Here is a 23,804-nt window from a genome sequence, read left to right as displayed (position 1 = left end):
TTGAAGCTCGTTTTTTACAATAATGAAAAAAAATATCTGATTGAACCGAGAACGTAAACCCTACAGGTTTTAAAAACCTGTCTGGTTTGTTTTTTTAAAAGAAGAAAATATTCTTCTCGCAGATTTTGCAGATTCGGCAGATTTTTTTTGATCTCCATGATCTGTAAAATCTGCGAGAGTTTTTTGTATTTTTAAAACCTAAAAATTTCAAACCATTAAACCAAAAAAATGAAATACAACAGATGTGGAAAAAGCGGGTTATTATTACCTGAAATTTCTTTAGGATTATGGCATAACTTCGGATCAGTAGATAATTTCGAAAATGCTGAAAGTATCGCTAAAGAAGCCTTTGATAAGGGAATAACGCATTTTGATTTAGCGAATAATTACGGACCGGTTCCGGGTTCTGCCGAGGAGAATTTCGGTAAAATTTTATGGCATAATTTTCAGGGAAACCTGCGCGATGAAATCGTAATTTCAACTAAAGCCGGCTACACCATGTGGGACGGACCTTATGGAGACTGGGGTTCCCGCAAATATTTATTGTCAAGCTTAGACCAGAGTTTAAAACGCATGAATGTGGACTATGTAGATATTTTTTATTCACATCGTCCTGATCCCGAAACGCCAATTGAAGAAACAATGATGGCTTTGGATCACACTGTAAGATCCGGAAAAGCATTGTATGTTGGAATCAGTAATTATTCAGCAGAAGAAACCAGAGTTGCCGTTGATGTTTTAAAACAACTGGGAACGCCTTGTTTGATTCACCAGGCCAAATATTCAATGTTAGAGCGTTGGGTAGAAAATGGTCTGCTGGATGTTTTAGAAGAAAAAGGAGTAGGCTGTATCGCGTTTTCCCCTTTGGCACAGGGTCTTTTAACGGATAAATATTTAAACGGAATTCCGGAAAATTCCAGAGCGCATAATCCAAACGGACATTTAAAAGAAGATGAGGTTACACCCGAACGCATTCAGAAATTAGTGCAGTTAAATGAAATTGCGCAGAACAGAAATCAGTCATTGGCCCAAATGGCGCTGGCCTGGTTGCAGAAAGACAAGCGAATTACTTCTGTTTTGATTGGTGCGAGCTCTGTTCGACAATTGAATAATAATATTGATTGCCTGCAAAATCCTGACTTTTCTGCAGACGAAATAAATGCAATCGAAAGCATTCTGCAATAATTTTACCAACGCTCCCATGTTTGAACATCTTAAAAATAAGTTTCCGATAGAAGACCAGAAATGGGAGCGTTACATCAATTGTTTCAACAAATTGGAGGTTCCTTCCAAAACCGTTCTTTTAAACGAAGGCGAAATTTCAGAACGAATATTTTTTATTGAAAAAGGCTGTGTGAGATGTTGGTTTAACAGAGACGGAAAAGACCTCACCCTGCAATTTTTTTTAGAAGGCGGAATGGTGGCTTCCATTGAAAGTTTTAGAAAGAAAATCCCAAGTCCTGTGACCATCGAAACTATCGAACCCAGTGTTTTATGGTATGTGGATAAAAAAGATATGGACAGCATTCTTACCGAATTAATTGAGATTCCGGAAATACGAGAGAAATTTATAGACATTCTTTTTGAGCGTACCTTCGATTATATGAAACACTTCGTTTCTTTTATAAAGGATTCGCCGGAACAGCGCTACCAAAATATTTTAAAAGAAAAGCCACAGCTAATTCAACGTATTCCCCAGCATTATATCGCTTCTTATCTCGGAATAACTTCCGTTCATCTAAGCAGGATAAAAAATAAAATGCTGAAATAACCCCAATCTGCATTTGATAACAAATGTTATCGTCGAACCTTTTACTGCGGGCTAATTTTGCTTCATAAAATTTAAATAACACTTAAAAGTTTAAAAACATGAAAGCAGCAGTAGTTTATAAAAAAGGAGAATTGCCACAATACACTGATTTTCCGGATCCAATTGTCGAAAATGAAAACCAGGTTTTAATCGCTGTTAAAGCCGCCGCAGTTAAAAATTTAGACAAAAATATAGCAAGCGGGAAACATTACTCAGCAGACGAAAAAGAGACAGCAAAAGTGGCAGGAGGAGATGGTGTCGGTCTGCTTGAAGACGGGACCAGAGTTTATGCCTTAGGTGTGACCGGAATGATTGCTGAAAAAGCCATTATAGATAAAAATAAAATGGTAAAAGTTCCGGAAGGTCTTGACGATTGCACAGCAGCGGCATTACCGAATGCAGTTGCAGGTTCTGCCATGGCGTTGCGATTCAGAGCAGATATTCAAAAAGGAGAAACGGTTTTAATCAACGGAGCCACAGGAGTGACAGGAAAAATAGCCATTCAGCTGGCCAGACATTACGGTGCAGAAAAAATAATTGTAACCGGAAGAAAGGAAGAAACATTAAAAACATTGTTAAATTTAGGTGCAGATGAATATGTTGTACTGACGCAGCCGGAAGAAGAATTTATCGCGCAGATAAAAAAGATTCACAGTAATACACCAATCGATATCATAATCGATTATTTATGGGGACCTTCAGCGGAATTGATTCTGAAATCTTTAAAAGGGGATGGTTCATTTACTCCTAAAACCAGATTTGTTTCAGTCGGTTCTCTGTCCGGAGATACAATTCAGTTATCGTCGGAAATTTTAAGAAGTGTCGATCTTCAATTGTCGGGTTCGGGTTTTGGAAGCTGGACAAAAAAGGAAATGATGCAGTTAATAACAGAGATCTTACCTGAAATGTTCGAATTAGTACTATCTGAAAAGTTAGTTATTGAAACGGTTTCTATTGCCATAGAAGACATAGAAAAAGCCTGGGATATGACTGTTCCTGACGGGAAAAGACTGGTAATTACAATTTAAAAGTGTAGTTTTTAATGTAAATAGGTACAAATGTACCGCCTAGAACAATGTATTTCTGCGCGGTACGTTTGTTTTTTAATTTTTTAACTGAATAACAGCAGCCAGTCCGCCACCGTTTGCTAAATGAAATTTTAGTTTTGTGTCAGCATCTACCGTTATGATTTCTCTTTTGTAATCTGTTGCTGCTTTATCAGCATTTAAGCCATCGGAGAAAATTTCAGCTTCGAATTTTTTGCCTTTTTCAAGGAAAGAAAAGTCAATGGTAATGTCTCTGGAATCCCAGTTGGTAATGGCACCTAAATACCAGGTTGTATTTTTTCTTCTCGTTATGGCTACAAACTTTCCAACTTCTCCGTCTAAAGCTGCGGTTTCGTCAAAAGTGGTGGGTGTTTTGGCTATGAAATTGGTGCTTTCCTGTTCCTTCATGTAGGCCGTGGGGCTATCGGCCATCATTTGCAAAGGCGCTTCAAAAATAGTGTACAACGCCAATTGATGACATCTGGTTCCCTGACTCATTGGGTTGGAATGACTGGATTTGAATTCGCTTTTGGTAGCATTTCGCATGGCACCGGGCGTATAATCCATCGGGCCGGCCATCATTCGGATAAACGGAATCGTACAATCATAAGTTGGCACATCATCATTGGGTGTCCATTTGTTGTTTTCTAAACCTTTCACACCTTCAAAATTGAGGATATTGGGAAAAGTACGCTGAATTCCGGTTGGTTTATACATCCCGTGAAAATCCAAAAGCAATTGATGATCGGCTGCTTTCTGAGCAATATCGTAAACAGAATGCACCATTTTGGCATCGTCACGATCCAGGAAATCAACCTTAAATCCTTTAATTCCTAAATCGGCATAATTCTTAAGGATTCCGTCTGTGTTTTTGGTTAAAGCCATCCACGAACTCCACAAAATAATTCCCACATTTCGTTCTTTCCCGTAAGCGATTAAGGCTTCCAGATCAACATTTGGGTTGTGTTGCATAATGTTTTCTTCGAGGCTCCAGCCTTCATCCAGAACCACATATTCCACTTTGTTTTTGGAGGCAAAGTCAATATAGTATTTATACGTTTCCGTATTAATTCCGGCTTTAAAATCAATATTATAAATGTTCCAGTCGTTCCACCAATCCCAGGCTACTTTTCCGGGTTTTATCCAGCTGAGGTCTTTTATTTGGGTCGGTTCCGATAATTTCTGAACCATATCATTATTGGCTAAAGCGCTGTCATTTTCTGAAATCACAACAATTCTCCAAGGGAAATTCCGGGTTCCTTTTGTCTGAACCAAATAATCGGCTCTTTCGGTAATCAATCGGTTAATGTTGTTGAATCCGCCATTTTTTTCCTGTAAAGGATAGTTGGAAAAACGACTTTCAAAGCCGGATTTCGACGGGTTATTGGTTACAAACAACCCTGGATAATCTTCCAGATTGGCTTCCAGAAATACTGCTTTTTTATGATTTTTATAGTCGACTAAAAAGGGTAAAAATGCCAGCGTATCTTTTGCAAATCCGCTGATTTTTTTGTTTTCGTAATGGGCTTCAAAAGAGGAAATATAAGGATCTTTTGGGTTTCTTAAATCGCGGACATACGGCATTAAGGTATTGTAATCCTGATCGAAATTCAAAACCACTTCTTCCGATTTTACAGTGATATCTTTTTTCTTTTTTGTATTAAAACGATAGGCAACGCCATCATCAAAAGCGCGATATTCAATACTGAAATCATTTTTGAAGTTTAAAATCAGTTGATTGTAATTGTTTTTTACCGATTTCTTTTTGTAAAACTGAGATTCAAATGAAGTATTAACCGTTGCTGTCTTTGAATTTAAAACTACCGCCTCTTTTCCTAAAACCTGATTTTCACCCAAAGTCATTGACATTGCCGAAGGAGACAGGATAATATCTTTTTCATGTAAAATCGTCCAGGTAATTTTGTCGTTCACCAGAATTCTGACTTCAATTTTTCCGTTGGGAGATTTCAATGTAAATTCCTGCTTTTTCTGTGAAAAAGAAAGATTTACAATCAGGACAAGAAGTATAATAGATAATTTTTTCATGCTGGATTTTTTTACCATATAAGTGCTATAAGTTCATTTAAAAAGTTTCATCTATAATGTCTTATCTTACTTACGGGGTTTGATTTTTTTAAAATCTAAATTATATTTTTTCACAATCTCCAAAGTTGATTGATCGGTCGAAAAAACGGAATTCAGTCCTTGTGGTTCCTGTGGAGGATCTGTAGTCAGAGGATTTCCGGGATTCCATTTTCCATCTGCGGTAACGGCTTTTCCTTCGCCGCCGAATCCCCAGAAGTTGGCTGCCTGCAACGGACCGTTATTTGCCACACTTTCGGCCACACGGCTAAAGATATAATTGTAAAAAACATCTCTGTTGGCAACAGAAGAACTGCTTAACAGATTTTCGTTTTCCCTCGGCAGGCCAAATTCCTCAATAATAATGGGACGTTTCAGGTCGTTGGCCACTTTTACATGTTTATCGATATAAATTCCGGCATTTTCAAGCGTTGTTGGCAACGTTTTTTCGGCATTATCCGCTTTAAACCAGCCCCAGTTCTTTGGCCAGATGTGCATGGTCAGATAGTCAATATGCGGATTTTGATGGGTTCTTTCAAAAGTTTCCATACTGTCATTCGAACTGTTTAAGCCCTCAGAACCGGTAGAAATCAAATGGTTTTGATCTAAACTATCAATTAAATCAACAATATTATTGAGCCAGACTGTAAATTTGGCTTCGTTTTCGGGTGTAAAAGTACGCGGTTCGTTTCCAACCTGCCACGCCATAATCGTGCTGTCTTCGGTATATTTCTTTTTAGAATATGTATTTGTTCTTCCAATGATAAACTTTACATGATTGTTCAGGCTTTCCATGCAAGGCGCACAACTGTGAAATTGTTCCGTGTACGACATAAATTGTGGCCATGTATTCGGAGCGATATTGGGAACGGGAATCGGGCCTTTTCCATTCCATTCTAAATACTGCGACATTCCGCCCGACCATTCCCAGTTATTAGTCAAATACAAAACCGCATACATCTTGCGTTTGCTCATTTCATGAATCAGAAAATCCAGACCATCAAGCAGATCTTCATCATACTTTCCCTGCTCGTATTGTAAAGCGGGACGAACGGTGAAATCGTATTTTCCGCCGTCTGCACCCACTAAAATTCGCAGATTGTCAATCCCTTCTTTCTTCAGTAAATCAAGTTCACGTAACAGTCTTTTTCGGTCTCCGTTTTTTTTAGAAGCCAAAAGACTGCCGTACCAATAATTGGTTCCAATGTAGGAATAGGGTTTATTGCCTATGTAAAATTGAGTTCCTTTAAAGGTAATTCTTTCCTGCGCCTGGCAGGCTAGTGTCGAAAGAATTAAAACGAAACTCAGTATTTTGAGGAAATTATTTTTCATAATTTATTTTTTTAAGGAGCTTTTCTACTCGTTTTTGTCATTTCTGTAAAAGTTATTTATTTCGGTAACTCGTACATTTTAGGCAAAGAATTGACCAATGCAGCTCTTGTTTTTTTGGTGAAAGTATTGAAATCACCCGCATTCGAAACGGAACCATTCGGAACGTAATAGCCGTCTTTGTTGTTATTCCAAAAAAGCACATAACTCACTTCAACACTATTGGATGTCAGTGCGCTGTACAAGTAAGTAGAAAACCAATCTTTAACCGGAACAATTGATTCCGTAACGCGATAACCGGTCTCGGTCAAAGCAGCAATTTTGACTTTATTTTTAGCTAAATCAGATATCATTTTTAGTTTAGAATTGGCTGTGTTCGCTCCGCTTTGTCCTTTATTGTCGAAGTCGCCATAATTATCCATTCCTAAAATATCTACATATTTATCGCCCGGATAGCGGCTTAGATAATTGCTTTCAGTGGTATAGGAGTTGTCCGGAGAAAAAGCGTAGAGAATATTGTGAACCCCTTTTGTGTTTTTTAAATAATCCACCGTAAACTTATAGGCAGTTTTGTATTCTTCCGGAGTGCAGAAGTTCGCCCCCCACCAGAACCAGCTTCCGTCAAATTCATGAAAAGGCCTGAAGATTATCGGGATTAATTCGCCGTTCGCCGCTTTCAGGTTTGAAACCACGCTGGCTATTTTATCGAGTTTTTTCTTGTACCATTCGTGATTTGCTCCGCCGGGCAAAATGCTTTTGAAGGCGGTCGTTTTTTGTTCCGTTGTCATGTCGGAAACATAAAAAGAATCTTCTTTGTTAGGTTCTCTCAGGTGCCAGCAAAAAGTATTGATCATGCCTTTTGCATAAGCCGCTTTTGTATCATTTACGATTTTTTGTTCCTGTTGGAAAAACCAGTTATCCGGCTGATTGTTGTTGTTTTTGTCCGTAATAAACATAAAATCGGAACCTAAAACGGCAGGATCAAAACCGGTATTTTTTTTAATATCAGAATCCCCGCCTGCATCTCCGTAAAAACTGTTAAAGGCATCTTGCTGACCAATAGCTGTTTTCGTTTTTGCGAGTTTTTTTAAATTATAAAATAAAGCCACAGTTTCTTTGGTAGCAGTTGCATCCACCATATAAGTGCTGACGTTTGTGGTCGTTAAGGGATCGCTTTGCGTTGGCGGATCTATGATGACTTCGTCGCCGGTGTTTTCGTTGTCAGAAGAGCAGCTTATGACTGTCAGCATCGATAAACTTATAAATGCGGTTTTAAGAAAAGTGGTTTTCATGGTTTAGTTTGGTTAGGTTAGGTTTTTATTCTGTGAATAAGTTCTAAACAGGCTCGGCTATTGTGATAGGGACATTTCCAGAAACCAGCCTTATCCTTTTCTATTAAAGAATAATCCCGGTAAATGCCCCAAAACCATTCTCCGTTTTTAGCATCCAGAATGTGGTTTTTAATAAAATCCCAGTTTTTGAAAACAATGTCTGCATAATTTTCATCACCGGTAAGATGATACGCGTTATAAAATCCAATTAAGGCTTCGGCCTGAACCCACCAGTGTTTTTCGGCAACTAATTGGTTCTTTTCAGCATCAAATTCGTACCATAAACCGCCATCGGAATCCAGCCCTTCTTTGGTCACTTCTGCCATCTGAACGGCATGTTTTTTATAAGCGGCAATCAACGACTGATCTTCTGAAATCTCTGCACACTGCAATAAAAGCCAGGCTGCTTCGATATCGTGACCGTAGGAGATAACGTCTGGTTTTTCGATCCAGTTTTCATCAAAAAACAAACGTAAATGCCCGGTTTCGGTATTGATGAAATGTTTTTCTATGGTTTGTAAAAGTTCAATAATATCGTTTTGAAGCGTTTTGTCTTTCCATACTTTGAACAAATTGGCATAGGCTTCTACAATGTGTAAATGCGTGTTCATCGTTTTCTTTTCGTTGGCATCTTTGTCGCTCAGACGCAAATCTTCTATGGGCTGCCAATCTCTTGTAAAAGCCTCAAAATATCCTTTTTTTTCCGGATCGTAACTGTGCTTCTGAATTTCTAAATATAAATTGATGGCTATTTCTAACGCTTTTTCTTCTTTAGAAATAACATAATATTCTGATAATCCGTAAATAGCAAAAGCTAAAGCATAAATTTGGTTTTTAGTATCCTTTGGCGTTTTATCAGCATTGATACTCCAGAATAGACCACCAAATTCGGTATCGTAAAAATGATTCGACAAGTATTCAAAAGCCCTTTGTGCTATTTTTTTATGTTCTTCCTTTTTAGTAACCTGATAGCCTGAAGAAAACGACCAGAGGATTCTGGCATTCAATACAGCACCTTTTTCAGCATTTCCAATTACGTTTTCGTTATGGTCGATTTGTCCGACGAATCCATCATCTTGGATGTCAATCGAGTTTTTGGACCAATAGTCTAAAATGTTTTCAAGCTCTGCTGATAATTCGGTTTTGAGTTGCTTTAGTTGTACTGACACTATCAATTATATTGCGTTATTTTTATCAATTTGACTAATGATTGTGCTTACAGAACCTGCAGAAATAAAGGTATCTTCAGGCGTATTCATTACATAATCAATTAATTTTTCTACAGATGAAACGGCCACATGCATTCTCGTGTCTGATGAAGCGTAATAGATAAATACCGTTCCGTCAGTGTCTTCAATCCAGCCATTTGTAAATAAGACATTGGATACATCGCCGACTCTTTCAATTCCTTCCGGGCCCATAAAATGTCCGGCAGGAACGTGGGTGACTTTGGTAATGTCATGCAAATCTGTCATGAACATATATAAGGTGTAGCGTAAGCCTGCGGCGGTATTTCGAACGCCGTGTGCTAAATGCAGCCATCCTTTTTCTGTTTTGATGGGAGCAGGGCCGGCCCCGTTTTTTAATTCATAGATCGTATGGTATTTTTTTCCGAAGATGATTTTCTCGTCTTTTACAACCGGATTGGTCATATCTTCGATATAACCTAAACCAATTCCGCCGCCATTTCCAACATCAATAAAACCATCTTGCGGACGGGTGTACAAGGCATATTTTCCGTTTACAAATTCAGGATGTAAAACGACATTGCGCTGCTGGCCTGTATTTGAAATTAAATCCGGTAATCTTTCCCAATTCACTAAATCTTTGGAACGAACGATTCCTGCATTGGCTATAGCCGAACTGGTATCCCCTTTTGGTGCTTTCGGATCTTTTCTTTCGGTACAAAAAATGCCGTAGACCCAACCGTCTTCATGGTGAATCAAACGCATATCGTAAACGTTGGTGTCCGGTTCTTCGGTTTGTGGAATCACACATGGTTTTTCCCAAAACTTAAAATGATCCACTCCATTTGGGCTTTCCGCTATTGCGAAGAATGATTTTCTGTCAATTCCTTCTACACGAACGGCAAGCAGGTATTTTCCATTCCATTTTAGGGCACCTGCATTAAAGGCGGCGTTAATTCCGATTCTTTCCTGCAAGAAAGGATTGGTTTCTTCGTTAAGGTCAAAACGCCAGTTTAAAGGGACGTGGGCTGCTGTAACCACAGGATTTTTGTAGCGTTGGTATATACCGTTTCCGATAATGTCCTGAGGAGCATTTTTTTGCTCAATCAGTGTTGTATGTTCTTTTTCTAATGCTACTTTTCTATCCTGAAATGTAGTTGAAGTGGCTATTGCTGTCATAATAATCAATTTCTGTATCTGTATTGGTTTTAATGGGTCTGGTCTCTTTTTTCGTTTAAATCCTGTTCTATCGTTTGTAATTTTTCTTCCGATAAAGGATAAAACAAAATAAAAGCTACTGATATAATGGCTGCGATTGCAGGGAGTATGCTTAACATTAATTGTATTCCGTTTTGGGTAACGGCGGTTTGCTCTACATTAGCCTGAAAGCCATAATAGCCCAAAAGCCATCCGGTTCCCGCACCGCCAATGGTCCAGCCGAATTTTTGTGACATCGAGGAAGCGGAGAATACCAATCCGGTTGCCCTGCGTCCTTGTTTCCATTCCGAATAATCGGCACTGTCAGCGTACATAGACCAGATTAGCGGGAAAATACAGCCTGCACAAATACTGATCAGAACCTGAAAACTCATAATCAGGAGTACATCTTCTTTTCCGAAGAAATAGAAAATTAAACTCAGAAGTGCTGCTAAAGCCATGGCGCCAAAAAAAGTTTTCTTTTTGCCTATTTTGTTGGCAATAGGAGTTGCAATGATTACTCCGATGATATTGGCAGCCTGCCCCAGCACTAAATAAATGGAGGTTGGCGTCATGTGAAAATCAGTTCCAAACAATGAAAAGTCAAAGTTTACACTGCCGCTTACATAATATTTAAAGTAATAGACTGCGGCTCCGTCACGGATTGAATTGAATACCAAGGCACCAATTCCGGCTCCCAATAAAATCCACCAGGGCTTATTTTTAAGTAAATCTCTTAAGTCTTCTTTTAAATCGTTTTTTTCGTCGGTAATTGGTTTTACCCTTTCTTTTGTGAAGAAAAAGCAACCCCAGAAGAAAGCTGTTGTGATCACACCAAATATCGAAATTGTAGCCAGCCATCCCGATTTAGAGTTCAGGCTTCCACCGAAGTAATTTACCAAAGGTTCAATTAGCCAAAGCGCCAAAAGACTCCCGCCAAAGGCAAAAACCATTCGGTAAGAGGAAAGTGTTGTTCTTTCTTTTCGGTCGGACGACATGACACCCAAAAGGGATGCATACGGAACATTGATTAAAGAATAAATCATCATCATTGCCGAGTAGGTTACATAGGCATAGATGATTTTTCCTTTTTCGTCAAAATCAGGGGTGTAAAAAGTCAGTACTCCGATGATGGCAAAAGGCACAGCGACCCATAATAAATAAGGTCTGAATTTTCCCCATTTGCTTTTGGTACGGTCGGCGATGATTCCAACAATCGGATCGAAACAGGAATCCCAGATGCGGGTAATCAGAAACATGGTTCCGACCACAGCCGGTGCCAATCCGAAAACATCGGTGTAGAAAAATAAAAGGTACATGCTGAAAATTTTCCAGAACATGGAAGATGCAGCATCTCCAAGACCGTAACCTACTTTTTCTTTTAAACTAATTTTGTCGTGCATTAGGTTTTTTTTAAAGGTTGTGATTTAATTTGGAGGAATTATTTTAATTTTTTCGGAAGATCTTTTTCGAATAAAGTTTTGTCCAGCTTGTAAAAATTGACAAAATCTTTTTCACTTAGCTGCCCGGAATAAGGAACATAATAATGCATTTTTTGTTCTTTTTCCTGCCAGCCATGGTTTCTCCATAATAAAACATAAGAAATTTTATAATCTCCAATGGCTTTTAATAAAGTTCCTGTCCACCAGTTGGCATCGGGAACGGCTTCATATCCGGCCTCTGCCAGCGCAATAGGTTTGTGTTTCTCTAAGCCGATTTCATTTAAGATTTTAAATTGTGCCTGAACTCCTTCTATAAATTTTTTGCCCTCTTTGTCATCATTGTTCTGGTAGGCATCAAAACTCAGCAGATCGACATAATTATCGCCCGGATAATTCATTAAAAAGTCTTCTTTAGAACCAAAACTGCCGGTATTGTAGCTGTAAATTAAATTATGAACGCCTTTTTTTTGCAGGTATTCGAAAGTAAATTTCCAGGCAGCTTTAAATTCTTCGGGAGTGCAATTGCCTTTTCCCCACCAAAACCATCCGCCGGTAAGTTCATGATACGGTCTGAAAAGAATCGGAATGGCTTTCCCATTTTTATCTTTTAAAGACAAGAAAAAAGTGGCCGCTTTATCCAGCCATGAAGTAAATTTTTGATGATTTTCTGCGCCGGGTAAAACGGTCTTTAATGAATTTGGAGTGTTGTCCCAGGCATTTTTTCCCGTGGCAGGATTGTCAAAATGCCAGCTTATGGTCGAGATTCCGCCTCTTTGATTGGCTTCCTGAATGTATTGTTTCATTTTGGCAAAAGGAACTCCGTCTATATTATTGGTATCGTCTTTTTCTAAACCGGCAATGTCCCATCCGTATACCGCAGGATAATCCCCCGTAACCTCTTTTACATCGCTTCGTCCGTCTTCATATTTCCAATTCACACCGTATGCCAGATCATCCTGATGTCCAAACAGAAAGCCTTTTTGCGTTAACTGATTCAGTTTTTTATATAGTGAAACAGTCTCAGGTGTTGCTTTTTTATCTGAAAGTGACAAATTAGTATTACTGCTAATAGGCTGTGAAGAACAAGAAGTCCCCATGAATACTGAGGTTATAAAGATTAAAATATTTTTTTTCATTACGAATAAGTTTGTTTTCAGTGTAATACGTACCAATCATTAAATTAATACCCAGTCCTGAACTGTTTGTTTTTTCAATCGATAATTCAGTATCGTTTGTCGTTTAAAATTATTAAAACTTTAAAAAGATATTATATTAAAAATGATTAATGTTTATTATCAATGTTCTTTTTATAAAATTGATAATTCTATTTTTCAAAGATAAACGGATGTTTATCGCATAATTAATATTATTTTATCAATTATATATCATATTATTGCAAATAGAAAAATTAAATATCACTTCTAAAAACCGATTTAAGATGAGTAGTTCTAAGAATTTTTACAGAGAAATTGCGCCGCTTTCGGCCGGAGACAGTTTTTTAGTTTTCGACAGAGTAAAAGATAGTTTTGATTTTCCGGTGCATTATCATCCGGAATTTGAGATTAATTTTATCTTAAACGGAAAAGGAGTAAAGCGTGTTGTAGGAGATAACATAGAAGAAATTGACAATGTCGAATTAGTTTTAATTGGTCCTAATTTATATCACGGTTGGGAGTTGAATAAATGTACAAGTAAAAAAATTCATGAAATTACAATTCAGTTTCATAATGATCTTTTTCATGAATCTTTTCTTTCAAGACGTATTATGAATCCGATTCGTGATATGTTTAATCGTTCTATTCATGGTATTTTGTTTTCTAAAAAAGTGGCCGAAGAATTGACACCAAGATTGGTAAGGCTCTCTAAATTAGACGGTATGGATTATTTTTTGGAAATCACCTCTTTATTGTATGATCTGGCGAACTCCAGAAATCAGCGTTTGCTTTCTACCTATACCGTAGATTATGATACGTTTGATGACTATGATAAAATGAAGCTGGTTTATGAATATGTGCAGAAACATTTTGCAGAAAAGATTACACTGGAAGATGTAGCTAATGTTGCCAGTATGTCTATAATTTCATTTAATCGGTTTATAAAAAAACGCACAGGTAAAACTTTTGTCAATTATATAAATGATATCCGTATCGGATATGCGGCCCGTTGGCTGGTAGAAAAGGATATGAGCGTTTCTGAAGTAGCTTTTAAATCGGGCTTTAATAATATTGCGAACTTCAATCGTAGTTTTAAAGCTACTAAAAATTGTACGCCAAGTCAGTATAGGGAAGATTTTTCTGGATTGAAGCGTATTTTATAGTGATACTTTTTTTGCACAAACAAATATTATTTTTAACGAAATCGTTTGCATTTTAAGCGATTCATTAATTTTAATTTATAATTTGTAATCAAATACCTAATGGTGATTGCGAATAATGCAATTTTTAATGACATTTATTTTTATATGTGTTTTTTTAAACCGATGTAGTAAAAATATTATCATCAAATGATATAATACTATCGATTTAATGTTTCCTTCTGTTATAGATTTGTTAAATAATTTAAGAATACAATAACCTACTCTTATTGCTTACTTATAACAATACTAATTTAAACTAACCAAACATTATTATGAAAAAACTAATGACTAATTTCATTCATTGGAATGCTAACCACATAGCGGTTCCTTTGATTTTATTTTTGTTACTGACGAGTAATATAATTACAGCCCAGGTAAAAGTAACAGGAGTGGTTGCCGATGATAAGGGACTTTCTATACCCGGGGCAAACATTACAGTAGTTAGTACTAAAAAAACGACTTCAACAGATTTTGACGGGAAGTACGTAATTGATGCTCCTGCTAATTCGAGCATTTCAGTTTCATTTATTGGATACATTACTCAAACCATCAATGTAAAAAACGGTGGGCCGATTAATGTTGTGCTGAGACTTAACGCTGAAGATTTACGTGAAGTACTTGTAAATGTTGGATATAGAAGTCAGAAGAGAAAAGATATTACAGGTGCAGTTTCTTCTGTGTCATCAAAAGATTTTAAGGATTCCCAACAAGTTACTGTAGAGCAAATGCTGCAAGGTAGAGCTGCGGGGGTTGTCGTGACCAATAATTCAGGGAAACCCGGAGGAAGTGTTTCGGTAAAAATTCGTGGAAATGCTTCTTTAGGAGGCAGTAACGAACCTTTATATATAATCGATGGTATTCCGATATCGGGTGATGCTACCAGTCAGGCCACCGGAGGAACGATCGTGAGTGGTTATATCGGAACAAATACAGGGAGTGTGACCAATAGCCCCCTCGCATTTTTGAATCCGAATGATATTGAAACGATGGATATCTTAAAAGATGCTGCTTCTACTGCTATTTATGGTTCAAGAGCTTCTAATGGAGTGGTTATTATTACGACTAAAAGAGGTAAAAAAGGTGCAGGAAGAATAACATATGATACTGCATTTTCGGTACAGGATGTGACCAGATTGCTTAAAACAATGAATTTAAGTCAGTACGCTACTCAGCAAAATGCATTAGCAGAATATTATGGAGTGGCACCAAGAGACGAATTTGCTGTGCCTTCTGTTTTGGGTAAGGGAACTAATTGGCAGGATGAAATATACAGAACAGCCTTAATGACAAGCCATCAGTTATCTTTTTCAGGAGCTAACGATAATACAAATTATTATGTTTCCGGATCCTATCTGAATCAGGATGGTGTGGTTATCGGATCTGATTTTAAAAGATATACTTTCAAAACCAATTTTGAGTCAAAAGTAAAAGACTGGTTAACAATGGGAGTTAATTTAACAGCGGGGATCACGAATCAGAACATTACCATTGAGGGGTATAGTGATGGTATTATAGGTACAACCATATTATCGACTCCGGATGTTGCCGTGAGAAATTTAGATGGCAGTTATGCCGGACCTCCTCAGGATGGTTCACAGGGTGCGTGGATTAATCCGGTTGCAAGTACTTTGATGAATACCAATTATTTAGTTCAAAAGAATTTTCAGGGGAATTTTTATTCCACTTTTAAATTGGCTAAAGGATTAGAATATCGTTTCGAAGTGGGAGCCAATACTTCTATTCAGAATTTTGAAGCATTTCAGCCCACTTACGTTTGGGGAGCTGCTGTAAATAAAGTAAATCAGCTTCAGGAAAGAGCAAATACCTGGTATCAGTTGAATATGAAAAATATGCTGACGTACCGATTTTCTTTAGGGAAACACAGTTTTAATTTCATTGGTGCTCAGGAAGCTACAGATGCAACCTGGTTTGGAAATAGCCAGTCTGTAGGCGGATTATTGAGTAATGACGTTCATTCGATCAATCTGGGAGATCCGGATACATTAGTAGCAAGCGAATATAAAGGAAGTAATGCGCTGTATTCTTTTTTCGGGACTTTTAATTATAGTTTTGATAACAGATATAGTATTCAGGGTACGATAAGAGCTGATGGCAGTTCTAATTTTGCCAAAGATAAAAGATGGGGTTACTTTCCTGCAATCTCCGGAGCATGGAATCTTTCTAATGAGAAATTCATGGAAAGCACAAAAGATTATATAGACAATATTAAATTCAGAGTAGGTTACGGAGAAACAGGAAATCAGGTTGTTGGCGGAGGATTGTACCTTTCTAATATACAAACGATAAAATCGGCTTTGGGTAATTTCTTTACCGCTGGTAATATTGCAAATCCGGGTCTGACCTGGCAAACTGCAGAAGATACCAACTTAGGACTTGATTTTAGTTTGTTTAAATCAAAACTGAATGCCAGTGTAGACGTTTACAGAAAACAATCTTCAGGATTTTTATTTGTATTGCCGTTGCCAACTTATGTTACAGGTTTAGAACAATATCAGGGTGGTTTAGCCGCTCCTACGGTAAACTTAGGTAGTATGAGAAATCAGGGTATAGAAGCTACATTAAAATATTCTAATAAATTCAGTTCTAATTTTTCCTGGGATGTAACGGCTATTTTCTCTAAAAATAACAACAAACTATTAAGTTTAGCTGAAAATTTTGATTTAATAAAAGAAGTTCAGGTGAACGGGTATACTACCAAAACAGTTACCAAAAGTGAAGTGGGTCAGCCAATAGGTCAGTTCTACGGATATCAGACTGTTGGAATCATCCGTACAAACGAACAACTGGCAAATGCTCCAATACCATTTACAGGTAACAAAGCCACAAAAAGTGTTTTAGGAGATGTTGAATATGTAGATCAGAATAAAGATGGTTTAATTGATGAAAAAGATTTGACTTACATCGGAAACCCAATGCCTGACTTTACGTACGGTCTGAACAATACATTCAAATATAAAAATCTGGACCTTACTATTTTTCTTCAGGGTTCTCAGGGAGGTAAAGTGATGAACTTAACCAGAAGAGCGGCGACAAAAAATCAACGCCTTTACGAAAATCAGCTGGCAGAAGCAGCTGATTTCTGGACACCCGACAATCCGAATGCTAAATATCCAAGACCTGACGGCGGAGACGGACATCCTAATATTGCCATATCAGATCGTTATGTAGAAGATGGTTCTTTTTTAAGAATTTCACAACTGACTTTTGCTTATAACCTGCCATCTGATATTCTTTCTAAAACGAAATTAAGCAAACTAAGATTTTATGCAAGTGTTCAGAATTTGTACACTTTCACCAAATACACCGGTTATGATCCTGAAATTGGAGACTATAATCAGAATGCTTTATTAAGCGGAATTGACTCAGGGCGTTATCCTACCAATCGTACCATTACGTTTGGAATGAATGTTGAATTTTAATAAAAACTATTATGAAAATATATAAAATAAATTTTAAAAGCTTAGCACTAATTGCTTTGCTGGCTTTATCTGCTTCATGTAGTGAGGATTATTTAGACCGACCGACTCAGGACGGATATGTAAGTGATAATTTTTATACATCAGATGAGCAGGTACAACGTACTACTTATGGAATGTATGGAAGAATGTGGGCGCCATTTTTTACAAAATGTTTTTTCGCACTTTCAGAAATGTCTTCTGGGAACTGCTGGTCAAATGTGGATGGAAATGAGGTAATCCAGTTCAAATTAACTTCGGATAGTTTCATTTTATCTGATCCTTGGAGATCTTGTTTTGGTATCGTAGCACAATCAAATGATTTGATCAATAATCTGAATACCAATGCAAAAGCAGGAGTGAGTCCGGATGTGATTAAAAATACAATTGCTGAGGCGCACTTTTTCAGAGCAGTTTCTTATTTCTATCTGGTACGTTTATTTGGTCCTGTGCCTATTATCGAAGATAACTTAGCATTGGCAAAAAATCCAATGGTAAACAACAATAGAATCGAAGATGTATATAAGTTTATCGAAAATGATTTGAAATATGCAGCTGCAAATCTGAAATCAAAAGTGAGGTTAAGAGGTTCAAGTACTGTAAATGTATTTGTGTCACAAGGTACTGCAGAAGCATTTTTGGCAAAAATATACCTGTATAAAAAAGATTATACAAATGCCAGAGCTATGGCAGAAAAAGTAATTAATTCAGGAGAATTTGGACTTTTGCCTAACTATGGAGATTTGTTTCTGACCAGTAAAAATAATAATGAAGAATCTATTTATTCCTGGCAATGGTCGGGGGCTGTAAATGAATATCAGGCAGGAAATCCTTCGAATGTTCAATATGGTCTGGATATTTTAAATGATAATGCATCTTATGGAGCGGTATATACGCCTACTAATGATATTCAGCAGGCTTTTGAAGTTGGTGATGTTAGACGAAAAGAGTCTTACATTATTTATGGTGACACGCTACCAAATATTAAAGCTGCAGACTCATTAGGTTTTGTGGTAAGCAAAAAGAAATTCCCTAATATTTTAGATGCGACTGGTGCTGCCGTTAAAAAATACGTAGTGGGCCAGGCAACAGGAGAAACAGGTCCCGCAGACAAATGGGGCTCTATGAGTAACTGTAATTACATCATGCGTTATGCCGATGTGCTGTTAATTCATGCTGAAGCAATTTTGGCAGGCGCCAATGAAACAAGTGATCCGAATGCAAAAGAGTCATTCAATAAAATCAGAAGAAGAGCGGGTTTAAGTGAATTAAATACGAATACGCCATTAACCAAAAAAGCCTTGTTTCAGGAAAGACGAGTTGAATTTGCTTTTGAGGGAGAATTCTGGTATGACTTAGGAAGATTGCCGAGAGCAGAAGCTATTGATCTCATTTCGAAACAGGACAGAGGTTCCGATTATGAAGGAGTAAAACACTATACACCGGTAGAAACGGATTTTATTTTCCCTAAACCGGCAAATGATGTTAGAAAAAATCCAAAGTTAAAAGAAGCTCCGGTTCCTTATGTTTTTAAATAAACTTTAAAGAGAAACAATTATGAAAAATATAAAAAAAATAATGGTATTGAAGTTTTGTTTTTTAGCTTCAATCTTATTGCTTAGTTCGTGTTCAAACGATGAAGGAAGTTCTTCATCAGGGAAATTAGCCGTAACAGGAATTACGAAATCAGTTATCGATGATCCTTTAGTAGAGGGAGACAGACAAGTAGATGTTCCTACAGATGTGATTAATGCAGGAAACACCTATATTATCAGAGGTTCAGGGTTTTCAACTTTACAATCCATATCCTTTAATGGTTTAGAATCTTCTTTTAATCCGACATTGGTAACCGATAATGTTATTGTGATTTCTGTAGATCAGGACACTCCGTACTTCAATGAAATGGATGAATTGAAGATTGTTACTAAAGTTGGAACATTGAAATATACGGTAAAAGTAAGACCTCCTTCTCCAAATATTTCAGGTTTTCCTATTAACCCAAAGCCGGGAGATATTATTACGATCAAAGGAGAGTATTTCCTGCGACCAATAGTTAATTTTGGAACCACAGCAGTTGAACCAATTTCATCGACCTTAACTGAAATCACAGTAAAAGTACCCGAAGATATATTATATAAAAAATTATCTGTTACCAATGTTTCCGGAACTACAGTGGCAGCACAAACTTTTGGAAGCGCTATTTATGATGATGCTTATACTTCATTAAAAGCTTATGATGGTTTATGGGATGCAACAAATCCTTATAATGTTGCCTATGATAAAGATCCAAGGCAAGGTTCTAAAAGTATTTCATGGAAAGCCGGTCAATGGAACGGATTGTATATCGGAATTGATAACTCAAAATTTGATATCTCTAAATATAAAGGAATCAGAATAAGTCTTAAAGGACAGAATCCAGGTTCAGTAGGTGTATTTATTAACGGAAATGATAAAATAAAACCGGTTATTAATTTTACATCTGAGTGGGCAAATATTGAAATCCTTTTCAATGCGTTGGACAGCCCAACTGAATTAACACAAATCACATTTCAGGAATTTGGAGGTAAAGAAGGAGGGAATACAATTTATATTGATGATTTAGGTCTGATATTAAAATAGTAAGAATTTTTAAAAGAGTCCTTTAAAAGGATTAATGGATTCTTTTAATTCTTTCCATTGAAAAAAACATAAAAAAGAAAACTTATGAAAATAATATATAAACTAAAACAGATAGCAGTATGTGCATTTTTAGTTGCCCTGGCTGCTTCTTGTGATAATGATCTTCCGGGCGTAGGAGGTGCAGAGCAAAATTACAATACAGCTTATGGCCTGATAAAAGCGAATACTAATTTGTTGCTTTTTAATAAAGCAATACAACTAGCAGGTTTGGAAGCTACTTTAAATACAAATGAAGATTTTACTTATTTTGTTCCGGCTGATGCTATTCTGGAGGTTTACCTTGTAAAAAACGGATATGTAAATGCACTGGGTTATCCGGATATCACTTTAGTACCGGTTGCTGATTTAAAACAAATCGTATTGAGCCATGTGGTAAAAGGAGCTAAAAAAAGAGTCGGTAAACTGGCCGGCGTGACTGCTGATTATCTCGAAACAGGCGAATTGACAACATTGGCCAATACCGCCAATCCGGATTTGTATTTGTTAGGTGTAAATGTCACGGATGGAATTTTGAAAGTGAATGGTTCTGATAAACCTGCAACGGGTTTGGATTATTATGCAACAAACGGTTTTGTTAATATTTTAGATAATGTTATATCGTTGTCTCCTCCAACACCTGTTATATCTGTACTTTCTCAGTCTTTTGCATCACCTGGAGATGTGGTTACTATTACAGGGTCGCATTTTGTAAAAGTAAAAAGTGTCAAATTTGGCGAGACAGAGGCAGTATTCAAATCGATATCAAAAACAGCAATAGAAGTAACAGTTCCGGCAGATTTTGGTTCGTATGCCCTTGTAAAAGTGCAAACAGAATATGGGATTTCTAATATCGCAACAATTGGGGTTAAATTTTTAGTGTATGGGGATAATTTTTCCGGTGCGCCGGCTCCTTTATCCGTTGGAGGCTGGGGAGGAACTCAGGATTTTCAAAATACCGAAAACGTAAACAGAGGAACCTATTCCATTAAGCGTACTACCGATAAGTGGAGTGCAATGTACATACAGCATAATCCTGTGAAAATTGCAGACTATGGATATTTAAAGTTATCGATATACGCAACAGTAAGTACCAGAATCTTATTCTCAATCGGAGGAACAAGTGACGATGACGGAAAAGCAATTGATATTAAAGCGGGAGAATGGAATAATATATCTATACCAATATCAGATCTTCACCCTGAAAAACTAGGAACTAATGTTAATTCGTTGTTCGTCAAAGAATATTCAGGATTACCTGGAATCATATATCTTGATGATATTGGATATTTGTAAGAAGGCATTTGTTTTATTTTGAGTTTGTTTGAAGTATTCCCTAATCACTCGTTAGGGAATACTTTTTTATACTAATTAATTGAATTTTTTAAGGATGAAAAAGATAGTTTTAATTCTGGCCTTTAGTTTTTCCTGTTTAGGTTTTAGCCAGGGAAATACGCATACACAAGCTGGTGGTAAATTTGAAGGTTTGGCTATGACGCCTCCAATGGGCTGGAATTCCTGGAATACTTTCGGAACCAGTATCGATGAAAAACTGGTGAAAGAAACGGCAGATATTATGGTTTCATCAGGAATGGCAGCGGCAGGATACAATTATATTGTACTCGACGATGGCTGGATGACCAGAGAACGGGATGCTAATGGGGATTTAATTCCTGATCCGGCTAAATTCCCAGGCGGAATGAAAGCAGTAATTGATTATGTGCACAGCAAAGGGTTAAAATTTGGACTGTACAATTGCGCCGGAACACAAACTTGTGCCGGTTATCCCGGGACTCGCGGTTATGAATACCAGGATGCCCGATTTTATGCTAAATTAGGAATTGATTTCCTAAAGTACGATTGGTGTAATACGCAGGGAATTACTGCCAAAGAAGCCTATACCACAATGAGTAATGCCATAAAAACCGCCGGAAGACCAATGGTTTTCAGCCTTTGTGAATGGGGTGATAATAAGCCGTGGGAGTGGGGGAAACCAGTTGGTAATCTTTGGAGAATTTCCGGAGACATTTACCCTTGTTTTGATTGTGAGTTCAAACATCCGGAAAATTGGTCCTCTTGGGGATTCATGAAAATTGTTGAAATGCGTAAAGACATTCGTAAATATTCCGGTCCTGATCATTGGAACGATTTTGATATGATGGAAGTGGGAAATGAAATGAATGATACAGAAGATAAATCTCATTTTGCGATGTGGTGCATGATGGCCTCACCGCTTGTTGCAGGAAATGATTTTAGAAAAATGTCTAAAGAAACATTGGCAATCCTTACCAATAAGGAACTAATCACAGTCAATCAGGATAAATTAGGAATCCAGGGTTTTAAATATGCAGCAGAAGACGGATTAGAAGTCTGGGTAAAACCTTTATCAGATGGAAATTGGGCTGTTACGTTTTTAAACAGAAGTGATGTCGCTAAAAAAGTCAATTTCGATTGGAAAAAACACACCATTAAAGACACTGATTTTGGTTATGAAGCCGATTTCAGCAAAACTGTTTTTAAACTGAAAGACTTGTGGAAGAACAAAGAAATTGGTTCCACAAAAAAGAATTTTGTTGCAGATCTTGCTCCTCATGATTCAGTTACATTAAGATTAATCCCGTAAACTCCAATAGTTATGAATGTCAAGAATAAATTATTCAGCATTGCTTTATTATTACTGTTTTCTTTTTCAAATGCTCAGGTTAAAACTCATGGGCAGCTTAGCGTTGCGGGAACTCAATTAGTAGACAAATCTAATCAGCCTGTTGTTTTAAGAGGAATGAGTTTTGGCTGGCATAGTATGTGGCCCAGATTTTATAATGAAAAGGCGGTTAAATGGCTGCAAAAAGACTTTAATTGTAATGTTGTCCGCGCGGCTATGGGGATTGAATTGGGGGAGATGTCGTATATGAAGGAGCCTCAGTTCTCAAAAGATAAAATTGAAGCTGTTATTAAAGGAGCCATAAAAGCGGATATATATGTAATTGTGGACTGGCACAGCCACAATATCAACTTAGAAGAAGCTAAAGCCTTTTTTGCGGAGATATCTAAAAAGTATTCGAAATATCCCAATATTATATATGAGATCTTTAATGAACCGGATTATGAAAGCTGGGCTGAGGTTAAAGCATATTCTGAAGAAGTAATTAAGGTGATAAGAGAAAATGATCCGAACAATATTATTCTGGTCGGTTCGCCACATTGGGATCAGGATGTTGATCTTGCAGCTGCTGATCCTATTGTAGGATTTAATAATATAATGTATACCATGCATTTTTATGCAGCAACACACGGTAAGGATTTAAGAGATAAAACAGATGCAGCAATCAGTAAAGGTTTGCCTGTTTTTATATCAGAATCAGCAGGTATGGAGGCTACCGGTGATGGTCCTTTAAATTTAAAAGCCTGGCAGGAATATATAGATTGGATGGAAGCAAAAAAGTTAAGTTGGGTTACATGGTCAGTATCAGATAAAGACGAAACCTGTTCCGTTTTGAAAAAATCCGCAAAATCAGAAGGAAAGTGGAAAACAGAAGATTTAAAAGAATCCGGAATCAAGGCACGTGAATACCTAAGAAAATACAATCCGAAGTAAATCCTGTTTTTAATGTAAATTGAGCTTAATGCTTATTCATAGAGACGCACAATAGTGCGTCTTTTTTTTGGTCCTTAATATAATTTTGACAAATTATTATTTGGTAAGGAGTCGGTCAATCCAGCATTGTAAAAGAGTTTTTGTAAGCTGGTTTTTGTAGGAATTTGGATTATATAACTTTAGGAGGTGTATTTGTTATATAAATGTTTTATTCAATATTTTTTTATTTCTATTTTTGATCTTACCCCCATTTTTTTAGGGGTAAATTTTATTTTTAGTTCTTTTTTGTCTGTTTTAG

17 protein-coding genes are annotated in these 23,804 nt (G+C 37.1%); 10 read left to right on the top strand and 7 right to left on the bottom strand.

Annotated features, from left to right (window positions below; genetic code table 11):
* The first annotated feature begins 228 nt into the window (after positions 1–228).
* From mgrA to EV142_RS21790, 3 genes are all read left to right on the top strand, one after another.
* Positions 229–1,185: an L-glyceraldehyde 3-phosphate reductase gene (gene mgrA / locus EV142_RS21800; RefSeq protein ID WP_132037962.1), complete on the top strand. Its 957-nt coding sequence runs from the start codon at positions 229–231 to the stop codon at positions 1,183–1,185.
* Positions 1,160–1,771 (top strand): Crp/Fnr family transcriptional regulator, encoded by a 612-nt coding sequence (locus EV142_RS21795; RefSeq protein WP_244606818.1) that lies wholly within the window; start codon positions 1,160–1,162, stop codon positions 1,769–1,771. The genes mgrA and EV142_RS21795 overlap by 26 nt, the downstream gene beginning before the upstream one ends.
* Positions 1,772–1,869: 98 nt before the next feature.
* Positions 1,870–2,838 carry a quinone oxidoreductase family protein gene (locus tag EV142_RS21790; protein ID WP_132037961.1) on the top strand — a complete coding sequence of 323 codons (969 nt, stop codon included), beginning with the start codon at positions 1,870–1,872 and terminating at the stop codon, positions 2,836–2,838.
* A 75-nt stretch (positions 2,839–2,913) separates the two neighbouring features.
* Here the strand turns inward: EV142_RS21790 and EV142_RS21785 are convergent, their stop codons facing one another.
* From EV142_RS21785 to EV142_RS21755, 7 genes are all read right to left on the bottom strand, one after another.
* Entirely contained in the window at positions 2,914–4,902 is a 1,989-nt protein-coding gene (locus EV142_RS21785) for a glycoside hydrolase family 97 protein (RefSeq protein WP_132037960.1), read from the bottom strand.
* A gap of 66 nt (positions 4,903–4,968) precedes the next feature.
* Positions 4,969–6,270 (bottom strand): glycoside hydrolase 5 family protein, encoded by a 1,302-nt coding sequence (locus tag EV142_RS21780; protein WP_132037959.1) that lies wholly within the window; start codon positions 6,268–6,270, stop codon positions 4,969–4,971.
* A gap of 56 nt (positions 6,271–6,326) precedes the next feature.
* Positions 6,327–7,559, bottom strand: a complete 1,233-nt coding sequence (locus tag EV142_RS21775) for a glycoside hydrolase family 26 protein (RefSeq protein WP_132037958.1) — start codon at positions 7,557–7,559, stop codon at positions 6,327–6,329.
* A gap of 17 nt (positions 7,560–7,576) precedes the next feature.
* Complete coding sequence (locus tag EV142_RS21770) at positions 7,577–8,767, bottom strand: AGE family epimerase/isomerase (protein ID WP_132037957.1); 1,191 nt, start codon at positions 8,765–8,767, stop codon at positions 7,577–7,579.
* Positions 8,768–8,773: 6 nt separating this feature from the next.
* Positions 8,774–9,964 carry a glycoside hydrolase family 130 protein gene (locus EV142_RS21765; protein ID WP_132037956.1) on the bottom strand — a complete coding sequence of 397 codons (1,191 nt, stop codon included), beginning with the start codon at positions 9,962–9,964 and terminating at the stop codon, positions 8,774–8,776.
* Between the two features lie 29 nt (positions 9,965–9,993).
* A complete protein-coding gene (locus EV142_RS21760) occupies positions 9,994–11,385 on the bottom strand; it encodes an MFS transporter (RefSeq protein ID WP_132037955.1) in 1,392 nt (463 codons plus the stop codon).
* 38 nt (positions 11,386–11,423) lie between these two features.
* Positions 11,424–12,560 (bottom strand): glycoside hydrolase family 26 protein, encoded by a 1,137-nt coding sequence (locus EV142_RS21755; protein WP_132037954.1) that lies wholly within the window; start codon positions 12,558–12,560, stop codon positions 11,424–11,426.
* 302 nt (positions 12,561–12,862) lie between these two features.
* Between EV142_RS21755 and EV142_RS21750 the strand changes: the two genes are divergently transcribed.
* The 7 genes from EV142_RS21750 (at position 12,863) to EV142_RS21720 (ending at position 23,506) form a co-directional block, all read left to right on the top strand.
* Positions 12,863–13,741: an AraC family transcriptional regulator gene (locus EV142_RS21750; protein ID WP_089478690.1), complete on the top strand. Its 879-nt coding sequence runs from the start codon at positions 12,863–12,865 to the stop codon at positions 13,739–13,741.
* A gap of 311 nt (positions 13,742–14,052) precedes the next feature.
* A complete protein-coding gene (locus EV142_RS21745; RefSeq protein ID WP_132037953.1) occupies positions 14,053–17,220 on the top strand; it encodes a SusC/RagA family TonB-linked outer membrane protein in 3,168 nt (1,055 codons plus the stop codon).
* Between the two features lie 11 nt (positions 17,221–17,231).
* Positions 17,232–18,794, top strand: a complete 1,563-nt coding sequence (locus EV142_RS21740) for a RagB/SusD family nutrient uptake outer membrane protein (RefSeq protein ID WP_132037952.1) — start codon at positions 17,232–17,234, stop codon at positions 18,792–18,794.
* Between the two features lie 19 nt (positions 18,795–18,813).
* Entirely contained in the window at positions 18,814–19,875 is a 1,062-nt protein-coding gene (locus EV142_RS21735) for an IPT/TIG domain-containing protein (RefSeq protein WP_132037951.1), read from the top strand.
* Between the two features lie 84 nt (positions 19,876–19,959).
* Entirely contained in the window at positions 19,960–21,207 is a 1,248-nt protein-coding gene (locus EV142_RS21730; protein WP_132037950.1) for a fasciclin domain-containing protein, read from the top strand.
* A gap of 94 nt (positions 21,208–21,301) precedes the next feature.
* Complete coding sequence (locus EV142_RS21725; protein ID WP_132037949.1) at positions 21,302–22,534, top strand: glycoside hydrolase family 27 protein; 1,233 nt, start codon at positions 21,302–21,304, stop codon at positions 22,532–22,534.
* Between the two features lie 12 nt (positions 22,535–22,546).
* Positions 22,547–23,506, top strand: coding sequence for a glycoside hydrolase family 5 protein (locus tag EV142_RS21720; RefSeq protein ID WP_132037948.1), 960 nt, complete (start codon positions 22,547–22,549; stop codon positions 23,504–23,506).
* Positions 23,507–23,804: the final 298 nt, after the last annotated feature.

Origin of the sequence: Flavobacterium circumlabens (assembly GCF_004345565.1) — a bacterium.
Lineage (GTDB): Bacteria > Bacteroidota > Bacteroidia > Flavobacteriales > Flavobacteriaceae > Flavobacterium > Flavobacterium circumlabens.
This window is presented reverse-complemented; position numbering and strand designations above follow the sequence as displayed.